This is a genomic window from Protofrankia sp. CiT1 (assembly GCF_917627335.1).
Lineage (GTDB): Bacteria > Actinomycetota > Actinomycetes > Frankiales > Frankiaceae > Protofrankia.
This window is the reverse complement of the sequence record NZ_CAKJTP010000081.1, coordinates 8,974-10,465: the sequence shown is the minus strand read 5'-3', so window position 1 is coordinate 10,465 and position 1,492 is coordinate 8,974. Positions and strand designations below refer to the sequence as shown.

Annotated in this window: 1 protein-coding gene; it reads right to left on the bottom strand. The window is 68.8% G+C overall.

What is annotated here, in order from left to right:
• On the bottom strand, positions 1-940 hold a 940-nt coding region (locus tag MJ785_RS13950), incomplete at its 3' end, for a TIR domain-containing protein (protein WP_239381251.1).
• Between the last annotated feature and the right edge of the window lie 552 nt (positions 941-1,492).

Sequence of the window (1,492 nt, the reverse complement as noted above, 5' to 3'; positions counted from 1 at the left end):
ACACGCCGGGGCCGGAGGTGTGGTGGATGCGGCAGCGGCGGACCTGCGGGGCAGCGGTGCCGTGGACGGCCACCCCGGTGGCGCTGCCACTGATATCACAGTCGGTGATCAGCAGCCGACCCGCGTGGACGTCGACCACTGGGGCTTCCTCCGGCTCTCGGGGTGGCCCGGTTACCCGCAAGGTCAGCCCGCGGACGACCCCATACGGGGCGGTGGAGGTCACCACGCTGCCATCAGCGGCAACAAGGGTGATCTCGTCGGGTGGCCCCTCGCCGACCAGTTCGACCGGCTTGTCGAGCACGACCGGCCCCTCATACACCCCGGGGCGGATCAGGATCCGATCCCCAGGGTGAGCGGCGGCCACGGCGGCGGCCACCGTGGTGACATCCCCCCGGCCCCGCGGGTCGACGATGTGGGTCGGCGGGACGAGGGTGTCGCGGAGCCTGCGGGCCAGATCGGCGATCAACCGGCGACATGCCAGGTCGGACAGCGCCGTGAACCGCAGCTCCCGCCAGTCGGCGTACTGGCGAGCGGACAACGCGGCGACCAAGTCGTCGGTGGCGCGTGAGCCGCGCCGTTCCAGGTCCGGCACCTCGATCCAGTAGACCGGGAGGACCAGGTCGGTGCGGCCCAGCCGCTGCTCCCGCTCGAGGAAGCGGACCAGTTCCCGCCGACACTGGTCGCTGGCCAGGAAGCGCGGGGTGACGATGGGAATGATGAAGGTGGCCGCGTCGAGGGAGTCGTCGACCCGTTCCTTCCACGCCTGCCCCCAGGTGATGTCGTCGCGGTCCTGGAAGATGTGGAGGTCGTGGCCGACCTGTGCCCGCAGCTCGCCTTCTAACTGCTGCCGGAACGCGGTGATCTGGCCGCTGGCGTAGGTGTCGTCGGCGTGCGCGTAGCTGAGGAATGCCGCTGGGTCGCCGTCCGGCCGGTCCTCCACCCCCGGTTCACCTTCCGTTCGGTGATGATGCTCCTGGATACAAGTGGACTACATTGTGCACCAGTCACCGGTGAGATCATTATGTGGTGAGGCAGGCTGGTTCGTGCCCACGGCGGAGCGCGGCCGGAGCAGTCGGCACTGCGCTTTCCGGTGGGGTCTGTCGAGGGGAGCAGGCCGCGACGCTCCGAGGCGCCGAGCGGGGTGCCGGCCCGATGCGTGCGTCGCGGCCCGCCGGGTGGACGGAGGTCGCCCCGGGAAACAGGGACGATCGTTGGCGACGATGTTCGGTTGGTCCGTGCCAGCTGACGAGAATGTCGTCGTAACGACATGTAAGGTTCCGGCGACGCATGCAGGGAGGTCCTTGGTGGCGGTGCAGCCACCGCCACCGACGTCGACGACGCCAGATTCCATCATTTCTTGATGGTGGGACGAGGGTGGCGCTGAGGCTTGGTGCCGACGGGGGTTGCCGCAGCGTTGCTACAACTGAAACCAGGGCTGAGACCACACTGCCCGCTGAGATCATCGATGGGCAGTGCTCTGGCTGGTTAGGGG